The sequence below is a fragment of the Rubrivivax gelatinosus genome, assembly GCF_004340905.1.
Classification (GTDB): Bacteria; Pseudomonadota; Gammaproteobacteria; order Burkholderiales; family Burkholderiaceae_C; genus Rubrivivax; species Rubrivivax gelatinosus.
Map to the genome: position 1 here is coordinate 415,386 of NZ_SLXD01000001.1, position 18,640 is coordinate 434,025.

Genomic DNA, 18,640 nt, shown 5'->3' on the forward strand with positions numbered 1-18,640 from the left:
CAGATCAAAAGCTGAGGAGTTTCTCCATGTTCAAGCGCACCGCGCTCGCTCTCGTTGCCCTGACGGCCGGTCTGGCCGCTCCGATGGCCCAGGCCCAGTCCGAGGACAGCGGCTCGTGGATCGTGCGCGCCCGGGCGCTGTACCTGGACTCCGCCAACAAGGACAGCACCGGCCTGGACCTGAGCGTCAACAACAAGACCTTCCCTGAAGTCGACATCACGTACTTCTGGACGCCGAACCTGGCCACCGAACTGATCCTGACCTACCCGCAGAAGCACGACCTGAAGGCCGGCGGCAACAAGATCGGCACGCTCAAGCACCTGCCGCCGACGCTGACGCTGCAGTACCACTTCACCAACGTGCCGGGCTTCCGTCCGTACGTCGGCGCCGGCGTGAACTACACGCGCTTCATGAGCCTGGACCTGCCGGACGGCGTGGACGTCGACCGCAACAGCTTCGGCGGCGCGCTGAACGTGGGCTTCGACGTCCCGATGGGCGGCGGCTGGCTGTTCAACGTCGACGTGAAGAAGACCTACATCCGCACCGACGTGTCCGTCGGCGGCGACAAGATCGGCACCTTCAAGGTCGACCCGATGCTCTACAGCATCGGCATCGGCAAGCGCTTCTGATGCTTCCCGCGGCCCGGCACAGCCCGGCCGCGTGGTCCCTGTCCTTGACGTCCTAACGTTTCCTGGAGGCCGCCCGCGAGGCGGCCTCCGCGTTTGCGATGCCGAGCGCCGACAGCAGGAAGTCCAGCCCGCTGCGGTCGGCGCTCAGTTCGAGCGGCGTCAGCGAGGCGCCCAGCACCGGCCAGGCGCCGCAGGCCTCGCCGCTGGCGCAGACGATGCCGTCGTTGTCGTAGTCGCTGCCCGCCAGGATGGCGACCGAGCCCGCGGGCACGTCGCCGATGCGGTAGCGGTACACCCCGCCGGACGCACGCACGACGGCCTGCTGCACCACCTCGTCGCTGGCGCTGTCGTAGACCAGCACGTAGATCGGGCCGATGTCGGCGGCCGCCGAAGCATCGAGCTTCTGGATGCTCAGCGGGATGGTCAGCGTGCGCCGGCTCGTCGTCACCGTGACCCGCGGCGTGTAGACCCCCGCGGCCAGGCCGCTGCGGTCGACGCTGACGCGGTAGCGGCCCAAGCCGGCGGCGTCGACCGAAACCGCGGCGACGGTGACCGCGGCGCTGTCGTCGGCCACCGCGGTGACGGTCTCGTCGGTGGCCGCCGTGACACGCAGCGTGAACTCCAGACGGGTGGTCGCGGTGCCGAAGTCCAGCGCCGAGGGTTGCGCCTCGACGACGCCCTGGATCCCGGGCGCCGTGCCGCCGTTCTTCAGCGTCAGCGCTGCCCGCACCGCCTTGGCAGCGTCGACGATGCCCCAGCCGTACAGGTTGTCGTGGCCGGTGGCGCCGGCATCGTCGCAGAGCTGGCCGTCCTGCAGCAGCGCGTCGACCTGCGCCGGGGTGATCTCCGGGTAGGCCCAGCGCATCAGCGCCAGCACGCCGGCGACGTGCGGCGTCGCCATCGACGTGCCCTGGTACTGGCCGTAGGTCGGCGTGCGCACGCCGGCGGCGTCGAAGCTGGCCAGCGTGCTGTAGACACCGTCCGGCAGCCCGCTGCCGGTGGTCGCCACACGCATGTCGCCGCCGGGGGCGGCGAGCGCGAGCTCGGGGCCGCCGTTGGCGTAATAGGCGATGCCACGCTGGGCATCGGTGGCCGTCACCGCGAGCACGCCGGCGCAGTTGGCCGGGTAGTCGACCGCAGCGACGCTGCCGCTGTCGCGGTCGGACTCGTTGCCCGACGCGGCGACGATCATCGTGCCCTGCGCACGCACCTGGGCGATCAGCGACACGGTCGCGCTGTCGCAGGCGGCGCCTTCGGCGCCCAGGCTCAGGTTGGCGACATCGGCGCGCCGCGCCGGCAGCCGGCCGGAGTCGTTGGCCAGCCCGGCGGCGTAGCGCAGGCCCTGCAGGATGTCGTAGAAGGTGCCCTCGCCTTCCTTGCCGAGCACGCGGATCGCCATCACCTGCGCCATCGGCGCGACGCCCGCGACCCCGGTTCCGTTGTAGGTGGCCGCGGCGACGGTGCCGGCGACGTGGGTGCCGTGGAACGAGGGTTGCGAGTCGGCGCTCTGCAGGTCGTCGGGGTTCGAGTCGATGCCGTTGCCGTCGCCGGCCGACGCCGCGTCGCGCACGAAGTCGTACCCCGCCGTGATCTGGCCGGCGAAGTCGGGATGGTCGGCGACGATGCCGGTGTCGAGCACCGCGACGATGGGCCGCTGCGTCGGCTGCGGCGACAGCGCGACCAGCGTGTCCATCGCCGCCGGCAGCGCGATCTGCTCGTAATGCCAGCGCTGCAGCGAATAGCGCTCGTCGTTGGGCGGGAAACTGCCCACCAGCGCCGACGCGCGCACCGGCCGGTTGACGGTGACGTAGTCGAAGGCGCCGCTGGCCGCCAGGCGCTTGGCGTACTGCAGCGTCTCGACCTGCAGCCGCGAGTCGGCCGACAGCCGGTCCATCCAGACCGGGCGCCGCGCCGCACGCAGCGCCGCTTCACCGGCGCCGGCCAGCGCGAGCAGGCCGCGGCGGCGCGACTTCTCGTCGCCGGACAGCGCCATCAGCCCGAGACGGCCGGGCGCCACCCCGCCCTTGAGCAGCGACAGCGGCTGCGCCGCCACCAGCGCCCCGGCGGCGCGCGCGCGGCCGCTGCCTTCGGCCAGACCGGTGATGATCTGCCCCGGCACGACGCTGCGCGCCGCGGCCGACAGCGTCGAGTTGGCGCACGAGCCGGACGCGCCGGCGGCGGCGATGCGCAGGTTGTAGAGCGACGCGCCTTCATAGGCCTCGACCTGCACGATGTACTCGCCGGCCCCCGTCACGCGCACGCATTCGGACAGCGAGACCCCGTCGGACACGCCGACGAGCACGTCCTCGTCGCCGACGCGGCGATAGACGTACAGGTCCAGGTCGTTGGCCGCGGTGTCGGCACTGAAGTCCAGCTGCAGCGTCTGGCCGGCGGCCAGCGTCACGCGGAAGAAGTCGCTCGGGTCGCCGGCGTCGTAGTTCGCGCCCTCGGCCCCCGTCGCGGCCAGGTTGACGGTGCCCATCACCTGGCTGGTCGCGGCGATCAGCTGCGCGGCAGCCGAGTCGTCGTTGGGGACACGCGCCTGGTTGGGATCGTTGGTGTCGCCGTCGACGACGAGGTTGGCCGACACCGACAGCGTGCCGGAGACGGTGTAGCCGTCCGCGCCGTCGTCGCCCCCACCGCCACCACCGCCGCAGGCGGCCAATGTCGTCAGCGTCGCAAGCAGGAGCGCCAGACGCGCCCGGTGCAGCCGGCGGCTGCGGTATTCGTCGCCCATGTCGTCCTCCCGTGCAGTGGGCACGGCGAGCGCGATGATAGGCAGGCTGGCCCGAGGGCCGGTAACACGAGGCTCAGATGTCGGGGTGCTGCCAGTGCACGCCATCCTCCGTGAGCACGACGTCCAGCGGCACGTCGTGCGCCTCGGCCTCGAGCCAGGGCACGAAGCCGTGGGCATAACCGACACCCACGGTCAGCGGCCGCGGATCCAGCGTGGCCAGCGTGCGGTCGTAGAAGCCGCCGCCGTAGCCCAGGCGCACGCCGCCAGGGCCGAAACCGACGCAGGGCACGAGCAGCAGCCCGGGCTCGAACTGCTCGGTGTCCTTGGGCTTGGGGATGCCGTAGGCGTCTTCTTCCATCGGGCAGCCGGGGTACCAGACGTGAAAGCGCAGCTGCTTGGTCTCGCGGTCCATCACCGGCAGGCCGATGCGGCGGTCGGGCTCGGCCTCGCTCCAGCGGTACAGCGCCGGCAGCGCGTCGAACTCGCCCTTGATCGGCCAGTACGCGCCGATCGTGTTCTCGCCCCGGCCGATCAGCCAGACGCGCAGCACCTCCTGCAGGTGCACCGAACGCTGGTGGCGGTCGACGAGCGACTGCCGTTCGGCCTGGAGCTGGCGCCTCAGCGTCTTCTTGTCGCGGGAGGGCTGCAGCGGCAGCGAGAACGGCAGGTCCATGGCCCGGATTGTGACGCTTGCCGCCGTGCAGCAGGAGCCTAGACTGATGACGTCATGCGCGAGAACCCGTTCGCACAACACTGCCGGGAACTGCTGGCGCCGCTGGGCGCGGTGCGCGTGCGCCGCATGTTCGGCGGCCACGGCTTCGACATCGACGGGCTGTTCGTCGCGCTGATCCTGGGCGAACAGCTCTATCTGAAGACCTGCGCGGCGACCGAGCCGGATTTCGAGGCCGCCGGCGGGCAGCCGTTTCGTTACCGACGTGCCGGACGCGAGATGCAGCTCGGCTTCTGGACCCCGCCGGCCGAGGCGCTGGAAGCGCCCGAGGCGATGCGCCCCTGGGCCCAGCGTGCGTTGCAGGCCGCGCTCGCGGCGCGGGCACCGAAAGCCCGGGCGCCGCGCCGGCGCTGATCAGGCGGCGTGCGCCGCGCCCCAGGGTGCGTGCCAGCGGCCCGGGCGGGCCGGCGCGCGCGCCGGCGTCTTGCACGGCGCCTCGAGCAGCTCGACCTGCGCCGAGGGCCAGCCTTCGATGACCCACTCGCTGCCGCAGGGCAGTTCGTGGCGATCGCCGGCGCTCAGCCAGACGTCGGCTTCGTACGGGCCGGCGCCGCTGCGTGTCAGCCAGACGCGGCCTTCGGAGACGACCAGCCAGCGCGGCTGGTTCACCGCCGGCAAGCGCATCGCCGTGGCCGGCGCGACGGCCCACTCCCAGGGCGCTTGCTGATGCGGATTGCTCATGACGGCTTGCGACATCTCGGACTCCAGATTCGACTGCTTGGCCTGCATTTTCGGCAGCGCCCGGTGCGCGGTCCAATCGAAAATCCGCGCCGCATTGATAATCAGCGCGCATGAATCGCCGCCGCCAACGTCCGCTGTCCATCGGCCCGCTGCGCGCCTTCGAAGCGGTCGCGCGCCGGCTCGGTTTCCGCGCCGCCGCCGACGAGCTGCACCTGTCGCAGCCCGCGATCAGCCGGCAGATCCGCTCGCTGGAGGACGAGATCGGCGTGCCGCTGTTCCTGCGCGGCACGCGCCACGTCGAGCTCACCGGCGCCGGCGAAGCCCTGCTGCGCACCGTCGCGCCGCTGCTCGACCGCCTGGACGCCACCGTGCACCAGATCCGCAGCGCCCAGGGCCGGCGCCAGGTGAACCTGACGACCTGGCCCTCGTTCGCGTCGATGTGGCTGCTGCCGCGGCTGCAGCAGTTCCAGCGCGAGCAGCCGGGCATCGACATCCGCGTCTCGGCGGTGGACGCGATCGTCGACCTGGACGACCCCGAGCTGGATCTCGCGCTGCGCTACTGCCACCCCGACGACGCGCCAGCGGGGTCGACGCTGATGTTCGGCGAGGTCCTGACGCCGGTGGCCAGCCCCGGCCTGGGGCCTCTGACGCAACCGGAGGACCTGGCGCAGATGACGCTGCTCGAGGAGGACTCGCAGGTGCCCAGCGTCGAATACCTGAGCTGGCGCCACTGGCTCGCCGCCAAGGGCGTGCCCGCCCTCGAACCGCGCGGCTGGCTCTACCTGAACTACACCTACCAGCAGATCCAGGCCGCGACCGCCGGCCAGGGCGTGGCATTGGCGCGCATGGCGTTGGTGCGCGAGTCGCTGGAGCGCGGAGAACTCGTCGAACCCTTCGGCCCGGCCGGCCGGCTGCGCTCGCCGTTCGCCTACTGGCTGGTGCGCTGGCCCGCACGCCGCGAACGGCCCGAACTCGCCGCCTTCGAGGACTGGGTGCTCGAGCAGGCGCAGGCCACGCGCGCCGGGCTGGACGCCGTCTGATGCTGCGTCCGCCACGGACGGTTACTCGCGATCCGCTAGATTGCAGGCCATGAACGCCCTGCACCGCCTCATCCGCCGGGCCCCCGTGCTCACCGCCGCCGCCGCGCTGGCCGCCGCCTGCGTGCTGCCGGCAGCACGCGCCCAGACCGGCGACGACCTCGTGCTCGACGCCCGCGCCGCGGCGCAGAAGGGCGACCGCGCCCGGCTGTCGGCCCTGCGGACCGCGGCGCTGTTCGCCTCGCATCCGCTGGCACCCTGGGTCGACTACTGGGACCTGTCGGGCCGGCTGCGCGAGGCCGACGTCGCCGAAGTCGAGGCCTTCTACCGCCGCTGGAGCGGCCAGTACGTCGAGGACCGGCTGCGCAACGACTGGCTGCTCGAACTCGGCAAGCGCCGCGACTGGGAGAACTTCGCCCGCGACGTGCCGCGTTTTCGCATGAACGACGACCGCGAGGTGACCTGCTACACCCGGCTCGTCGAGCACCAGGCCGGCCGCGACGTGCGACCGGCCGCGCTCGAAGCCTGGTACGCCCAGCGCGAGGCCGACGACGGCTGCGCGCTGCTGGCACAGACGATGTTCGCCGCCGGCCGCTTCGGCGTCGAGGACGTCTGGCAGCAGGCGCGCCTGGCTTTCGAACTGGAACGCCAGAACTCGGCGCGGGGGCAGCGGTCGCTGCGGGCGGCGGTGGCGCTGCTGGGCCCGGAACTCGCACGCGCGGTCGACGACGCGGTGGCGAACCCGGCGCGCACGCTGGCCAGACCCGACACGCCGCCGTCGGTGGCGCTGATGGCGCTGCTCAAGCTCGCCTCCAACGACCCGCCGGCCGCCGCGGCGCAGCTCGCCTCCGGCGGCTGGGAGCAGCGCCTGGGCCGGCGCGACGCCGCCTTCGCCTGGGCCTTCGCCGGCAAGTGGGCGGCGGTGCTGCAGCAGCCGCAGTCGATGGACCACTACCGCCGCGCCTGGACGCTGGCCGGCTCCTCGGCCACCGGCTGGAGCGACGACACGCTGGCCTGGGGCGCGCGCGCGGCGCTGCGCGCGGGCGACGCGCCCGACCGCTGGACGCTGCTGGCGCGGGCGATCGACGCGATGAGCCCGGCAGAACGTGCCGACGCGGCCTGGGTCTACTGGCGCTCGCGCGCGATGGCCGCCGGCGCCGCGGCCGGCAACGCCGGCGACGCCGAACGCGCCGCCGCGCGTGCGATGCTGCAGTCCATCGCCGGCCAGATGCACTTCTACGGCCAGCTCGCCGCCGAGGACCTGGGCCTGCCCTTCGTGCTGCCGCCCCCGCCGCGCACGCTGCAGGCGAGCGAGCGCGAGGCGGCGCGCTCCCACCCCGGCTTTGCCCGCGCACTGCAGCTGATCGACCTGGGCCTGCGCAGCGAAGGCCAGCGCGAATGGAACTTCTCGCTGCGCGGCATGGGCGAGCGCGAGCTGCTGGCCGCCGCGCAGATGGCCTGCGAGCGCGAGGTCTGGGACCGTTGCATCTTCACCAGCGACCGCAGCAAGGCCGAGATCGACATCGCCCAGCGTTTCCCGACGCCGCACCGCGCCGAGCTGACGCAGACCGCGCGCCGCGTCGGGCTGGACCCGGCCTACGCCTTCGGGCTGATCCGCCAGGAGTCGCGCTTCATCACCGTCGCGCGCTCCAGCGTCGGCGCCAGCGGGCTGATGCAGGTGATGCCGGCCACCGCACGCATCGTCGCGCGCCGCATCGGCCTGGACTACAAGCCGGCGATGCTGACCGACCCGGACACCAACCTGCTGCTGGGCACGAGCTACCTGAAGATGGTGCTGGACGACTTCGCCGGCTCGCAGCCGCTGGCCACCGCCGGCTACAACGCCGGCCCGAACCGCCCGCGGCGCTGGCGCGACGCGCCGGCCGTCGAGCCCGCCGCCTGGATCGAGGCGATCCCGATCGGCGAGACGCGCGACTACGTGAAGAAGGTGCTGTCCAACGCCGTCTACTATTCCGCCGTGCTGGGCGGCACGTCGCCTTCGCTGAAGGCCCGGCTGGGTGGACCGATCGGCCCGCCCGCCCCGAATGCTCCTCCCGTCGATCGTGATCTCCCCTGAACCATGAAGAACGTTCTCGTCCTCGGTGGTACCGGTTTCGTCGGTCGCGCGCTCGTCGAGCGGCTGGTCGAACGCAACGGCGGCGGCGGTGGCCGCATCATCGTGCCGACACGCCGCCTCTCGCACGGCGTCGTGCTGCGCTCGCTGCCCACCGTCGAGCTCGTCGAGGCCGACGTGCACGACGAACGCACGCTCTCGCGCCTGGTCGCACAGGCCGATGCGGTGATCAACCTGATCGCCATCCTGCACGGCAGCCGCACGCAGTTCCAGCGAGTGCACGTCGAACTGCCGCGGCGCATCGCGCACGCCTGCGCCGCCGCCGGCGGCCGGCGTGTCGTGCACGTCAGCGCGCTGGGCGTCGGCGCCGGCGGGCCGTCCAACTACCTGCGCAGCAAGACCGAGGGCGAAGCGGCACTGCAGTCGCCCGGCGTCGCGCTGACCATCGTGCGGCCCTCGCTGATCTTCGGCACCGAGGACCGCGTGCTCAACGTCTTCGCCGAGCTGCAGGCGATGGCGCCGTTCGTGCCGCTGCCCGGCGGCGGCGCGAAGATGCAGCCGGTGTGGGTCGAGGACGTCGCCACGGCCGTCGTGCGCTGCCTGGACGACAACACGACGATCGGCCAGGTCTACGAACTGGCCGGGCCCAAGGTCTACACGCTGTCGGAGATCGTGCGCCTGGCCGGGCGCTGGTCGGGCCACGAGCGGCCGCAGTTCCCGCTGCCCGAGGCCGTCGGCCGGCTGCAGGCGCTGCTGATGGAAACGATGCCGGGCACGCCGCTGATGTCGCGCGACAACCTCGACTCGATGCGCGTGGCCAACGTCGCCAGCGGCAAGCTGCCGGGTCTCGAAGCGCTGGGCATCACGGCGGCGGCGATGGAAGCGATCGCGCCCGCCTACCTGGGCGGTGCCTTCGGGCGTGCACGCTACGACCGCTGGCGCGGGCATGCGCGCCGCGGCTGAGCGGCTCCACCCACCGAGGAACCGACGATGGCCCTGCAACTGGTGATCGGCAACAAGAACTACTCGTCGTGGTCGATGCGGCCCTGGGTGCTGATGCGCCAGCTCGGCATCGCCTTCGAGGAACGCAAGCTGCGTTTCGACTTCGCCGACGACTCCGACTTCCGGCGCCAGGTTGCCGCGGTCAGCCCGGCCGGGTTGGTGCCGGTGCTGCTGGACGACGGTCTCGCGGTCTGGGACACGCTGGCAATCACCGAGTACCTGGCCGAGAAGTTCCCCGGCCTCGGTGTCTGGCCTGCCGATGCACGCCGGCGCGCCCGCGCGCGCAGCCTGTGCGCCGAGATGCACGGCGGCTTCGGCGCCTTGCGCCGCCACTGCGCGATGAACATCGAAGCCGCGCTGCCCGACGTCGGCGAACGCCTGTGGGCCGAGCAGCCGGCGCTGCAGCACGACGTCGCGCGGCTGGAAACGATGTGGGCCGAGGCGCTGGACGCCAGCGGCGGCCCCTTCCTGTTCGGCGACTTCGGCGCCGCCGACGCCTTCTACGCGCCGGTCTGCACACGCATCGTCACCTACGCGCTGCCGGTGTCCGACTCGACCCGCGCCTACGTGCGCCGCGTGCTCGCCGCGCCCGGCACGGCGTCCTGGGTCGCCGACGCGCTGGCCGAGGCCGACTTCATCGCCGACGAGGAACCGTACCGCAGCGGTCGATGAGCGCACGTTTCTACGTCGTCGGCGGCGCGGTGCGCGACGCACTGCTGGGCCTGCCGGCGAGCGACCGCGACTGGGTCGTGGTCGGCAGCACGCCGCAGGAACTGGTCGCCGCGGGTTTTCGCCCCGTCGGCCGCGACTTCCCGGTCTTCCTGCATCCCGAGACCGGGGAGGAGGTGGCGCTGGCGCGCACCGAGCGCAAGTCGGCGCCGGGCTACCGCGGCTTCACGATCCACGCCGACCCCTCGGTGACGCTGGAAGAGGACCTGCTGCGCCGCGACCTGACGATCAACGCCATCGCCCGCGCCGAGGACGGCACGCTGGTCGACCCGCACGGCGGCCAGCGCGACCTGCAGGCGCGAGTCTTGCGCCACGTCTCCGAGGCCTTCGTCGAGGACCCGGTGCGGCTGCTGCGCCTGGCGCGGCTGGCGGCGCGTTTCACCGATTTCACGGTCGCGCCCGAGACCGAGGCGCTGCTCGAGCGCCTGGTCGCCGACGGCGAGGTCGACGCGCTGGTGCCCGAACGCGTCTGGCAGGAGCTGTCGCGCGGGCTGATGGAAGCGCGGCCCAGCCGCATGTTCGAGATCCTGCGCCGCTGCGGCGCGCTGGCACGGCTGCTGCCCGAGCTCGACCGGCTGTGGGGAGTGCCGCAGCCGCCAGAGCACCATCCTGAAGTCGACTGCGGCGTGCACACGATGCTGGTGCTGGACATGGCGGCCCGGCTGCAGGCGCCGCTGACGGTGCGCTGGGCCTGCCTGATGCACGACCTGGGCAAAGGCACGACGCCGGCCGAGGTTCTGCCGCGCCACCTGGGCCACGAAGGCCGCAGCGCGGTGCTGGCGCAGGCCGTGGCCGAACGCTGGCGCGTGCCCAACCCCTGCCGCGAACTGGCCGACTTGGTCGCGCGCGAACACGGCAACATCCACCGCAGCGCCGAGTTCGGCGCCGCCGCCGTAGTCCGCCTGCTCGAACGCTGCGACGCCTTCCGCCGCCCCGAGCGTTTTGCCGAGGCGCTGCTGGCCTGCGAATGCGACGCGCGCGGGCGCACCGGCCACGAGGACCGGCCCTACCCGCCGCGCGAACGCCTGGCGGCGTTGCTGGAGGCCGCACGCGGTGTCGACACCGCCGCGGTGGCCGCCGCGGCCGCCGCCCGCGGCGCCAAGGGGCCGCAGATCGCCGCGGCGATCCAGCTCGCGCGCGCCGACGCCGTCGGCGCGGCGCTGTAGCGGCGGTTCAGACGACCAGCGAGATCAGCCCGACGATCAGGCTCAGCACCAGCGAGCTGGTGATCGGCACGAACCAGTCGCGCCCGCCGACACGAAACCGCAGGTCGCCCGGCAGCCGGCCCAGCCCGAACCTGGAGAACCAGTGCTGCAGGCCGTTGAAGATCAGGCAGGCGACGATGAAGACCAGCAGCCAGCGCATCGCGGCTACAGCGTGTGGGTGCGGTCGCCTTGGGCGAAGCCCAGCGGCTCGAAGCCCGGCAGCCCGCGCGCGAAGCCGATCACCTTGAACAGCTCGCCCATCTCGTGCTCGGTGAGGAGTTTCTGGGCGTTCGCGATCGTGCGCGCGTCGGCGCCCTCGAGCAGTTCGAGCAGCCCGCAGTTGGCGAGGAAACGCGCCTGCGAGGTGTAGCCGACGACGTCCAGCCCGGCGTCCTGGCCGGCCAGCGCGACGGCGCTGAAGTCGACGTGGGCGGTGATGTCCTTCTCGCCGACCTCGACCAGCGGGTCGGTGTCGGCGCGGTGCGCGCGATGGCACATCAGCGTGCCGCCGCGGCGCTGCGGGTGGTAGTACTCGCGCTCGGGGAACCCGTAGTCGGCGAAGAAGGCCGCGCCGCGCGCCAGCCGCGTCGCCAGCGTCGCGACGAAGGCCGGGGCCTGCAGCGGCAGCTCGACGGTGGTCCCGGGCAGGAAACCGGTCTCGACCGGCGGCCTCAGCCCGGTGGGCCGGTCGGCCCAGGCGAAGGCGTCGCCGTCGGCGACGACACCGCGCTCGAACCAGCGCTCGCCGTCCCAGTGCAGGAGCTGCACCGGCATCGCGTCGAGCACCTCGTTGCCGACGACGACACCCTCGATCGCTTCCGGCAGCGTGTCGTGCCATTGCACACGCGGCGCAAACGGCGCCAGCCGCCCGGCCTGGCGCGCACGCAGCGTGCCCGACAGGTCGACGACGTGGTAAGCCGTGTCCGGCGGCAGCGCGGCCAGCAGCTGCGCGGCGAAGGCGCCGCTGCCGGCGCCGAACTCCCAGACCTCGTGCGCACCGGCGGCGGCCAGCGCCTGCGCCACCTGGCGCGCGAACGCGGCGCCGAACAGCGGCGACAGCTCCGGCGCCGTGACGAAATCGCTGCCCGAGGCCGGCATCGTGCCGAACACCGGGGCACCCCGGGTGTAGTAGCCCAGCCCCGGCTCGTACAGTGCCGCGGCCATGAAGCGGTCGAACGGCCACCAGCCGCCGTCCGCACGCAGACGCGCGGCAATGCGCGCCGATAAACTGTCGGGTTCGCCTGTGGTCACGCGGGCATTGTAGGAAGCATGGGAACAGCTCAGCTCGGAGCCCACGTCGGCGGCGCAGGGTCAGCGCGCAGCGGCCGTCCGGTGGCGCTCGTCACCGGCGCTGCGCGCCGCATCGGCCGCGCCATCGCACTCGAACTCGGCGCCCACGGCTGGGACGTCGCCGTGCACCACCGCGACTCGGCCGCCGACGCCGAGGCCGCGCTGCGCGCGCTGGCCTCGGTCGGCGCGCGCGGCCAAGCCTTCGCCGCCGACCTCGCCGTCGAGGCCGAGTGCGAAGCGCTGCTGCCGGCGGTGCAGGCCGTCTTCGGCCGCGTCGACGCGGTCGTCAACAACGCCTCGCTGTTCGAGTACGACACGGTGGAGGACTTCGGCTACGCGGCGATGGAACGCGCCTGGCGCGCCAACGTCGCGCCGGCCGTCGTGCTGGCGCGCTCGCTGGCGCGCGCCGGCGGCGGCGTGGTCGTCAACCTGCTCGACCAGAAGCTCTGGAACCCGAACCCCGACCACCTCTCGTACACGCTGGCCAAGGCCGCGCTGCGCGAGGCGACGACGCTGCTCGCCCAGGCGCTGGCGCCGGCGGTGCGTGTCTGCGGCGTCGCGCCCGGCGTCACGCTGCCCTCGGGCGACATGGACGCCACCGAATTCGCCGAGGCGCACACGATGACGCCGCTGGGCCGTTCCTCCACGCCCGCCGACATCGCGCGCGCGGTGCGTTTCGTCCTCGAATCGCCGGCCATCACCGGCACCACCCTCCTCGTCGACGGGGGCCAGCATCTGCAGGCCCAGGCGCGCGACGTGCTGTTCCTCGCCCGCCAAGGCTGACCCCACCATGCAGAGCCTCCCCTTCTCCACCACGCTGCGCGACTGCCGGCGCCTGTTCCTGCGCGAGCACGAGATCCACGTCAACATCGGCGTGCACGACTTCGAGAAACAGGGCGAGCAGCGCATCGTCATCAACGTCGACCTCTGGGTGCCGCTGGCGGTGTCGACGCCGCGCGAGGACCGGCTCGACGAGGTGCTGGACTACGACTTCATCCGCCGCACCGTCGCCGAACGCGTCGCGCGCGGCCACATCCACCTGCAGGAGACGCTGGCCGACGACCTGCTGCGCTCGCTGATGGCGCACCCGATGGTGCGCGCGGCGCGTGTCTCCACCGAGAAGCCCGACGTCTACCCCGACTGCGCGGCGGTCGGCGTCGAGGTCTTCGGCTGCAAGGAATGAACACGACCATGGACACGATCACCCCCGACGCCGCGGCGGCGAAGAAGGCCGCCTTCGAGGCCAACAAGCTGTCCAAGCGGCTGCACCGCCTGGTCGGCCAGGCGATCGGCGACTTCAACATGATCGAAGCCGGCGACCGCGTGATGGTCTGCATGTCCGGCGGCAAGGACAGCCATGCGCTGCTGGACATCCTGCTGTCGATGCGCGAGCGCGCGCCGATCGACTTCGAGATCGTCGCCGTCAACCTCGACCAGAAGCAGCCGGGCTTTCCGGCCGAGGTGCTGCCGGCCTACCTGAAGAGCCGCGGCGTCGAGTTCCACATCGAGGAGCAGGACACCTACTCGATCGTCAAGCGCCTGGTGCCCGAGGGCCAGACCATGTGCAGCCTGTGCTCGCGGCTGCGCCGCGGCGTGCTGTACCGCGTGGCCAGCGAGATCGGCGCGACCAAGATCGCCCTGGGCCACCACCGCGACGACATGGTCGTCACGCTGCTGATGAACATGTTCTTCGGCAGCCGCATGAAGGGCATGCCGCCCAAGCTGGTCAGCGACGACGGCCGCCACGTCGTCATCCGGCCGCTGGCCTACGTCGCCGAGACCGACCTGGAACGCTGGGCCGAGCACCGCGCCTTCCCGATCATCCCGTGCTCGCTGTGCGGCAACCAGGAAAACCTGCAGCGCGTGCTGACGAAGAAGATGATCCGCGAATGGGAACGCCAGTACCCGGGGCGGATCGACAACATGTTCACCGCGATGGGCAACATCGTCCCGTCGCACATGATGGACCGCAAGCTCTATCCTTTCGAGACGCTGCGCGCCACCGGGGTGGCCGACGCGGACGGCGACAAGGCCTTCGACGAGGAGCCCTGCACGCCGCCGCCGCCGGCACCGGGCGCGCTGCGCATCGCCCCGGACTCCGAGGACACGCCATGAAGACCTGGATCGGCGCCGCGGCCCTTGCCGCCGCGGCCCTGCTCGCCGGCTGCGCGGGCCTGAACAGCGTCACCGCCGACGTCTCGAGCTACGGCTCCTGGCCCGCCGAACGTGCGCCCGGCAGCTACGCCTTCGACCGTCTGCCCTCGCAGCAGGCGCGCGCCGCCGAGACCGAGCGCCTCGAACTCGCCGCCCGTCCGGCGCTGGAGAAGGCCGGTTTCACGCCGGCCGCCGCCGGCCAGGCGCCCGACGTGCTGGTGCAGGTCGGCGCCCGTGTCACGCGCGCCGAGCAGATCCTCTGGGACGACCCGATGTGGTGGCGCGGCGGCTGGGGCTACTGGCGCCACTCGCCGTGGTATGGCCCGGGCCCGTACTGGGGCCCCGGGTACATGGACCGCGTGACGCGCTACGAAGGCGAGGTCGCCGTGCTGCTGCGCGACCGCGCCAGCGGCCAGCCGCTGTTCGAGGCCCGCGCCAGCCTGGACAGCAACCGCGGCTTGGACGACCCGACGCTGGCGGCGATGTTCTCCGCCGCGCTGCTGGACTTCCCGAAGACCGGCGTCAACCCGCGCCGCGTCGTCGTGCCGCTGGCGCCCGACGCGCGCTGATCCCCGCGCCTCAGGGCACGGCGGCCACCGGCGCGGCGGCCGCTGCGGCCAGCGCACGCAGGTCGCCCTCCCAGCCGGCGAGCCGGTCGCGCGCGTGCTCGCGCTGCGCCGGCGTCGTCGCGTTGTGCACGCGGGCGGCGAAGCCGCAGTTGTAGGCGTCCAGCCGGGCCTGGAACTCGCGGTACGCCGGGTCGGCGGAGCGTTCGGAACGCGAGGCCAGCGTGCGCAGCGCGGCCAGCGTCGTGTCGGCGTCGGCACGTTCGGCGACCAGCCGGCGCAGCGTCTGCACCACCTCGCGCTGGCGGCGGTCGCGCTCGGCGATCCAGGTTTGCGGATCCCAGGGCGAGTCGGCCACGCCGTCGGCGACGACGCGCCGCTGGGCGGCGTCGAGCCGGCCGTAGAGCTCCTCGAAACGTTCGACCCCCCGCTCGACCGAGGCGTTGCGGCGCTCGGCGGGATCGGGCTGCAGGTACTCCTCGCGCATCTCGTCCAGGCGCTTGGCGTAGCGCTGCTCCAGGTGGCGCAGCTGCGGCTCGCCCAGGCCGGCAACCAGCGGCACCGCCTCGCGCAGCGCACGGTCGACGGCCGCCGCCGGCGTCTCGCGCAGGCGATCGGTCCAGCGGCAGACGGCCTCGGGCGTCGTGGCCTGCGGCAGCGCCGCGCCGGCTTCCTGCAGCAGCGCGGCGTAGCGCGGCAGCTCGTTGGCGCGGTGCCAGGCGAACCAGCGCGCGATCGCCGCGTGCACCGCCGGCGCCTGGCGCGAGTCGAAGTCGACGTAGCCGTCGAGCCACCACCACGCGAGCCGGGGGCCGTTGTCGTAGCCCAGGCGCAGCGTGCTGCAGCCGGCGAGCACCAGGGCCACCGCGATAATCGCCGCTTTCAACAGGGACCGTCTCATGGCATTGAACGTCGTCGTGATGGCCGCGGGCAAGGGCACGCGGATGAAGTCGGCGCGGGCGAAGGTGCTGCACCGGCTCGGCGGTCGCAGCCTATTGCAGCATGTCCTGGATGCCGCCGCGCCGCTGGGGGCGATGCGCACCGTCGTCGTCACCGGCCACGGCGCCGAGCAGGTCGAAGCCGCCGCGGCGGCCAGCGGCGCGGTCTTCGTGCGCCAGCAGCCGCAGCTGGGCACCGGCCACGCGGTGCAGCAGACGGTGCCGGCGCTGGACGACGCCGCCGACACCACGCTGATCCTCAACGGCGACGTGCCGCTGATCCGCCCCGAGACCGCCGCCGCGCTGGCCGCGGCCTGCGGCGGCGGGCGCCTGGCGCTGCTGACCGTCGAACTCGCCGACCCGAGCGGCTACGGCCGCATCGTGCGCGACGCCGCGGGCGCGGTGACGGCGATCGTCGAGCACAAGGACGCCAGCGAGGCCCAGCGCACGATCCGCGAGGTCTACACCGGCATGATGGCCGCGCCGACCGCGCTGCTCAAACGCTGGGTGATGGCGCTGAAGGACGACAACGCCCAGCGCGAGTACTACCTGACCGACATCGTCGGCATGGCGGTGGCCGAAGGCGTGGCGGTGGTCGCCGCGGCGGCTTCGGGCGAGACCGAGGTGCTGGGCGTCAACAGCCCGGCGCAGCTCGCCGACCTGGAGCGCCGCCTGCAGCGCCAGCGCGCCGAGGCGCTGATGGCCGCCGGCGTGCGCCTGGCCGACCCGGCGCGTCTCGACCAGCGCGGCACGCTGGAATGCGGCCAGGACGTCGAGATCGACGTCAACTGCGTCTTTGAAGGCCGCGTCGTGCTCGGCGACGGCGTCTCGATCGGCGCCAACTGCGTGATCCGCGACGCCGAGATCGGCGCCGACGCGGTGCTGCACCCGTTCACCCACGTCGAAGGCGCGAGCGTCGGCGCCGGCGCGCTGGTCGGGCCGTTCGCGCGGCTGCGCCCGGGCGCCGAGCTCGGCCGCGAGGTGCACATCGGCAACTTCGTCGAGGTGAAGAACTCGACGCTGGCCGACGGCGCCAAGGCCAACCACCTGGCCTACCTGGGCGACGCGACCGTGGGCCCGCGGGTCAACTACGGCGCCGGCAGCATCACCGCCAACTACGACGGCGCCCACAAGCACCGCACGGTGATCGGCGCCGACGTGCACGTCGGCTCGAACTGCGTGCTCGTCGCCCCGGTGACGATCGGCGACGGCGCCACCATCGGCGCCGGCTCGACGATCGGCAAGGACGCGCCGGCCGGCCAGCTGACGGTGGCACGCGCGCGCCAGGCCAGCCTGCCGGGCTGGCAGCGGCCGAAGAAGGCGCCGAAGAAGGCCTGACGCGTCGCAGGCGCGCGGTTTGCCCCCATGCGCGTCGCCCCGCCATGGGTGGGGCGGGCCGCGAGGAGGGCAGGCTGGACACCATCGTCGCCGATGCGCTGCATTTGCAGCGTGTTCTGTTCGAGCATTCGCCCGACGCGATGGTGCTGTGCGCCGGCGACGGCCGCGTGCTGCTGTGGAACCCGGCGGCCGAGGCTCTCTTCGGTTACGCCGAGGCCGAGGCCGTCGGCCAGCGCTGGGACGAACTCGTCGTGCCCCCGGGTGCCGTGCCCGAGGAGCAAGGCCGCCGCCAGCGCGCCCATGACGGCAACGTCACCGCGCGTGCGCTGCTGCGCCGGCGCCAGGACGGCACGCTGCTGCACGCCGACAGCGCGCTGCGTGCGGTCTTCGGGCCCGACGGAGCGGTGCAGGGCTACACGATCAGCGAGCGCGACGTCACCGCGCTGACGATCGCGCGCGACACACGCCTGGTCGAGGAGCGTTTCCGCGACCTGCTGGAGTCGGTGCCCGACGCCATCGTCGTCGCCAACGAGATCGGCCGCATCGTGCTCTTCAACGGCCAGTGCGAGCGCCTGTTCGGCTACGGCCGCGCCGACATCGTCGGCCGGCCGATCGAGACGCTGCTGCCGGCACGGCTGCATGCCGCGCACGTCGCCCACCGGCTGCGCTACCGCGAGCGCCCGACGGTGCGCCGGATGGGCGCCGGGCTGGCGCTCTTCGGCCTGCGGGCCGACGGCACCGAGTTCCCGGTGCAGATCAGCCTGAGCCCGCTGGCCGTTGGCGATGCGCACTACGTGATGAGCGCGATCCGCGACATCTCGGACCAGAAACGCTTCGAGCAGGCGCTGCAGGACCAGAACATCGCGCTGACGGCCGCCAGCCAGGCCAAGGACCGCTTCCTCGCGACGATGAGCCACGAGCTGCGCACGCCGCTGAACGCGATCCTCGGCTTCTCGGGGCTGCTGCTGATGCAGCGCGCCGGCACGCTCAACGACGAGCAGCGGCGCCAGCTCTCCATCGTGCGCCAGAGCGGCGAGCAGCTGCTCGCGCTGATCGAGCAGCTGCTCGCGCTGGCGCAGCTGCAGTCCGGCACCGCCGCACCGGCACCGGAAGCGCTGGACCTGGCGGCGCTGCTGCGCGTGCTGGCGCCGATGCTGGCGCCGCTGGCCGAACACGCGGGCTGCACGCTGGCGAGCACGGCCGACGGACCGGCCATCGTCGACGCCGACCGGCCCGCCGTCGAACGGCTGCTGCGCACGCTGGCCGCGCAGGCGCTGCGCGAAGGCAGCGGGCCGCAGCTCGTGCTGGCACTGCGTCGCGGCCCGGACGGCATCGGGCTGGACATCGGCCGGGGCGCCGGCGCGGGCGCGACCGAACGCCCCTGTGGCGGCAGCGCGGACGGCAGCGGGCTGGCGCACGAACTGGCCACGCGGCTGGCCGAACGCGCCGGCGCACGCCTGGCCTGCCGGCGTGGCGCCGACGGCGGCGCGTTCTACACGCTGGGCTGGCCGGCGGGCTGAGCGCGATTTG

General features: G+C 73.0%; 19 protein-coding genes. 13 read left to right on the forward strand and 6 right to left on the reverse strand.

Going from position 1 to position 18,640, the window contains the following annotated elements:
* Positions 1-26 precede the first annotated feature (26 nt).
* Positions 27-629 carry an OmpW/AlkL family protein gene (locus tag EV684_RS02025; protein WP_132644527.1) on the forward strand — a complete coding sequence of 201 codons (603 nt, stop codon included), beginning with the start codon at positions 27-29 and terminating at the stop codon, positions 627-629.
* A gap of 52 nt (positions 630-681) precedes the next feature.
* Here the strand turns inward: EV684_RS02025 and EV684_RS02030 are convergent, their stop codons facing one another.
* Positions 682-3,366, reverse strand: a complete 2,685-nt coding sequence (locus EV684_RS02030; protein ID WP_132644528.1) for a S8 family serine peptidase — start codon at positions 3,364-3,366, stop codon at positions 682-684.
* Between the two features lie 73 nt (positions 3,367-3,439).
* On the reverse strand, positions 3,440-4,039 hold the full coding sequence (locus EV684_RS02035; protein ID WP_132644529.1) for a 5-formyltetrahydrofolate cyclo-ligase: 600 nt from the start codon (positions 4,037-4,039) through the stop codon (positions 3,440-3,442).
* A 54-nt stretch (positions 4,040-4,093) separates the two neighbouring features.
* Between EV684_RS02035 and EV684_RS02040 the strand changes: the two genes are divergently transcribed.
* Positions 4,094-4,450: a TfoX/Sxy family protein gene (locus EV684_RS02040; protein ID WP_132644530.1), complete on the forward strand. Its 357-nt coding sequence runs from the start codon at positions 4,094-4,096 to the stop codon at positions 4,448-4,450.
* Here EV684_RS02040 and EV684_RS02045 read toward each other — a convergent pair whose 3' ends face one another.
* On the reverse strand, positions 4,451-4,792 hold the full coding sequence (locus tag EV684_RS02045; protein ID WP_132644531.1) for a DUF2917 domain-containing protein: 342 nt from the start codon (positions 4,790-4,792) through the stop codon (positions 4,451-4,453).
* Positions 4,793-4,887: 95 nt separating this feature from the next.
* On the opposite strand from EV684_RS02045, the gene EV684_RS02050 reads away from it, so the two are divergent.
* From EV684_RS02050 to EV684_RS02070, 5 genes are read left to right on the forward strand one after another with little or no spacing between them, the layout of a single operon-like run.
* On the forward strand, positions 4,888-5,817 hold the full coding sequence (locus EV684_RS02050) for a LysR substrate-binding domain-containing protein (protein ID WP_132644532.1): 930 nt from the start codon (positions 4,888-4,890) through the stop codon (positions 5,815-5,817).
* Positions 5,818-5,866: 49 nt separating this feature from the next.
* Entirely contained in the window at positions 5,867-7,891 is a 2,025-nt protein-coding gene (locus EV684_RS02055; protein WP_132644533.1) for a lytic transglycosylase domain-containing protein, read from the forward strand.
* A 3-nt stretch (positions 7,892-7,894) separates the two neighbouring features.
* Entirely contained in the window at positions 7,895-8,851 is a 957-nt protein-coding gene (locus EV684_RS02060) for a complex I NDUFA9 subunit family protein (RefSeq protein WP_132644534.1), read from the forward strand.
* A gap of 27 nt (positions 8,852-8,878) precedes the next feature.
* Positions 8,879-9,562, forward strand: a complete 684-nt coding sequence (locus EV684_RS02065) for a glutathione S-transferase family protein (protein ID WP_132644535.1) — start codon at positions 8,879-8,881, stop codon at positions 9,560-9,562.
* Entirely contained in the window at positions 9,559-10,785 is a 1,227-nt protein-coding gene (locus EV684_RS02070; RefSeq protein ID WP_132644536.1) for a multifunctional CCA addition/repair protein, read from the forward strand. Before EV684_RS02065 ends, EV684_RS02070 begins: the two co-directional genes overlap by 4 nt.
* Before the next feature lie 7 nt (positions 10,786-10,792).
* Here EV684_RS02070 and EV684_RS02075 read toward each other — a convergent pair whose 3' ends face one another.
* Both EV684_RS02075 and EV684_RS02080 read right to left on the reverse strand, forming a co-directional pair.
* Positions 10,793-10,984 (reverse strand): DUF2905 domain-containing protein, encoded by a 192-nt coding sequence (locus tag EV684_RS02075; protein ID WP_132644537.1) that lies wholly within the window; start codon positions 10,982-10,984, stop codon positions 10,793-10,795.
* 5 nt (positions 10,985-10,989) lie between these two features.
* Positions 10,990-12,075, reverse strand: coding sequence for a class I SAM-dependent methyltransferase (locus tag EV684_RS02080; RefSeq protein WP_132644538.1), 1,086 nt, complete (start codon positions 12,073-12,075; stop codon positions 10,990-10,992).
* A gap of 18 nt (positions 12,076-12,093) precedes the next feature.
* Here EV684_RS02080 and EV684_RS02085 point away from each other — a divergent pair, with 18 nt between their 5' ends.
* Genes EV684_RS02085 through EV684_RS02100 form a run of 4 tightly spaced genes read left to right on the forward strand, consistent with a single transcriptional unit; the run spans position 12,094 to position 14,837 of the window.
* Positions 12,094-12,897, forward strand: a complete 804-nt coding sequence (locus tag EV684_RS02085) for an SDR family oxidoreductase (RefSeq protein WP_132644539.1) — start codon at positions 12,094-12,096, stop codon at positions 12,895-12,897.
* 7 nt (positions 12,898-12,904) lie between these two features.
* The gene (locus tag EV684_RS02090; protein ID WP_132644540.1) at positions 12,905-13,297 is read left to right on the forward strand and encodes a dihydroneopterin aldolase; all 393 of its coding nucleotides are present in this window, start codon (positions 12,905-12,907) and stop codon (positions 13,295-13,297) included.
* 8 nt (positions 13,298-13,305) lie between these two features.
* Positions 13,306-14,229, forward strand: coding sequence for a tRNA 2-thiocytidine(32) synthetase TtcA (gene ttcA, locus EV684_RS02095; protein WP_132644541.1), 924 nt, complete (start codon positions 13,306-13,308; stop codon positions 14,227-14,229).
* A complete protein-coding gene (locus EV684_RS02100) occupies positions 14,226-14,837 on the forward strand; it encodes a DUF4136 domain-containing protein (protein ID WP_132644542.1) in 612 nt (203 codons plus the stop codon). The genes ttcA and EV684_RS02100 overlap by 4 nt, the downstream gene beginning before the upstream one ends.
* Positions 14,838-14,847: 10 nt before the next feature.
* Here EV684_RS02100 and EV684_RS02105 read toward each other — a convergent pair whose 3' ends face one another.
* On the reverse strand, positions 14,848-15,720 hold the full coding sequence (locus EV684_RS02105; protein ID WP_242478563.1) for a DUF6279 family lipoprotein: 873 nt from the start codon (positions 15,718-15,720) through the stop codon (positions 14,848-14,850).
* 13 nt (positions 15,721-15,733) lie between these two features.
* Here EV684_RS02105 and glmU point away from each other — a divergent pair, with 13 nt between their 5' ends.
* Both glmU and EV684_RS02115 read left to right on the forward strand, forming a co-directional pair.
* Entirely contained in the window at positions 15,734-17,110 is a 1,377-nt protein-coding gene (gene glmU, locus EV684_RS02110; protein WP_132644544.1) for a bifunctional UDP-N-acetylglucosamine diphosphorylase/glucosamine-1-phosphate N-acetyltransferase GlmU, read from the forward strand.
* A 44-nt stretch (positions 17,111-17,154) separates the two neighbouring features.
* Positions 17,155-18,630 (forward strand): sensor histidine kinase, encoded by a 1,476-nt coding sequence (locus tag EV684_RS02115; RefSeq protein WP_132644545.1) that lies wholly within the window; start codon positions 17,155-17,157, stop codon positions 18,628-18,630.
* Positions 18,631-18,640 lie beyond the last annotated feature (10 nt).

What these genes read in the sequence shown, in the direction of transcription:
- EV684_RS02055 (WP_132644533.1), top strand. Translation starts at nt 5,867, where the DNA reads ATGAACGCCCTGCACCGCCTCATCCGCCGGGCCCCCGTGCTCACCGCC.
- EV684_RS02050 (WP_132644532.1), top strand. Translation starts at nt 4,888, where the DNA reads ATGAATCGCCGCCGCCAACGTCCGCTGTCCATCGGCCCGCTGCGCGCC.
- EV684_RS02090 (WP_132644540.1), top strand. Translation starts at nt 12,905, where the DNA reads ATGCAGAGCCTCCCCTTCTCCACCACGCTGCGCGACTGCCGGCGCCTG.
- EV684_RS02070 (WP_132644536.1), top strand. Translation starts at nt 9,559, where the DNA reads ATGAGCGCACGTTTCTACGTCGTCGGCGGCGCGGTGCGCGACGCACTG.
- EV684_RS02085 (WP_132644539.1), top strand. Translation starts at nt 12,094, where the DNA reads ATGGGAACAGCTCAGCTCGGAGCCCACGTCGGCGGCGCAGGGTCAGCG.
- EV684_RS02060 (WP_132644534.1), top strand. Translation starts at nt 7,895, where the DNA reads ATGAAGAACGTTCTCGTCCTCGGTGGTACCGGTTTCGTCGGTCGCGCG.
- EV684_RS02035 (WP_132644529.1), bottom strand. Translation starts at nt 4,039, where the DNA reads ATGGACCTGCCGTTCTCGCTGCCGCTGCAGCCCTCCCGCGACAAGAAG.
- EV684_RS02025 (WP_132644527.1), top strand. Translation starts at nt 27, where the DNA reads ATGTTCAAGCGCACCGCGCTCGCTCTCGTTGCCCTGACGGCCGGTCTG.
- EV684_RS02030 (WP_132644528.1), bottom strand. Translation starts at nt 3,366, where the DNA reads ATGGGCGACGAATACCGCAGCCGCCGGCTGCACCGGGCGCGTCTGGCG.
- EV684_RS02075 (WP_132644537.1), bottom strand. Translation starts at nt 10,984, where the DNA reads ATGCGCTGGCTGCTGGTCTTCATCGTCGCCTGCCTGATCTTCAACGGC.
- EV684_RS02065 (WP_132644535.1), top strand. Translation starts at nt 8,879, where the DNA reads ATGGCCCTGCAACTGGTGATCGGCAACAAGAACTACTCGTCGTGGTCG.
- EV684_RS02040 (WP_132644530.1), top strand. Translation starts at nt 4,094, where the DNA reads ATGCGCGAGAACCCGTTCGCACAACACTGCCGGGAACTGCTGGCGCCG.
- EV684_RS02045 (WP_132644531.1), bottom strand. Translation starts at nt 4,792, where the DNA reads ATGTCGCAAGCCGTCATGAGCAATCCGCATCAGCAAGCGCCCTGGGAG.
- EV684_RS02115 (WP_132644545.1), top strand. Translation starts at nt 17,155, where the DNA reads ATGGGTGGGGCGGGCCGCGAGGAGGGCAGGCTGGACACCATCGTCGCC.
- glmU (WP_132644544.1), top strand. Translation starts at nt 15,734, where the DNA reads ATGGCATTGAACGTCGTCGTGATGGCCGCGGGCAAGGGCACGCGGATG.
- EV684_RS02100 (WP_132644542.1), top strand. Translation starts at nt 14,226, where the DNA reads ATGAAGACCTGGATCGGCGCCGCGGCCCTTGCCGCCGCGGCCCTGCTC.
- ttcA (WP_132644541.1), top strand. Translation starts at nt 13,306, where the DNA reads ATGGACACGATCACCCCCGACGCCGCGGCGGCGAAGAAGGCCGCCTTC.